1 pseudogene is annotated in these 442 nt (G+C 42.1%); it reads right to left on the bottom strand.

The annotated features are described in order from the left end of the window. Positions 1 to 82 precede the first annotated feature (82 nt). A pseudogene (locus ACTHUG_RS11500) lies at positions 83 to 442 on the bottom strand (hypothetical protein); the annotation flags it as partial.

Here is a 442-nt window from a genome sequence, read left to right as displayed (position 1 = left end):
GCAGCGGAAGGTTGAGTGTTTTGCGGATGAAGTTTAGGTCTAGTGGTTTCATGGTTTCTTTCATTTGTTTGTTCAGACGGCCTCACATAACCATCTGTAAATGTTTCATCATAGATTTGGGTGTAACAAAGGTTAAGCCGTACATATTGCCTAATGCCACTGCCTGGCTTTCCTCGAAATCGGCAACCAGTATCACAAAGCGGTCATCCGGCAAATTCAATCGTTTTTTCAAGCGTACATATTTTTCAATGTCTCGTCTGAACTCCCCTGATTTACATTCCACCACAATCTGCTCTTTACCCGTCGGCAAAAATACAACATCCAACTCCTGTTTATCTTCATTGTCGAATTTGACTTTTACATTTCGGGCGCGAGAAAAGGCATAGTCTTTGCCTTTGTGTTTTGCTTCTTCAAGCATTTTGCCCAGTGCAAACCATTCAAG

Source organism: Neisseria sp. P0022.S009 (genome assembly GCF_051956675.1).
Classification (GTDB): domain Bacteria; phylum Pseudomonadota; class Gammaproteobacteria; order Burkholderiales; family Neisseriaceae; genus Neisseria.
The sequence above is the reverse complement of the archived record's forward strand: the minus strand, read 5'-3'. Positions and strand labels throughout refer to the sequence as shown.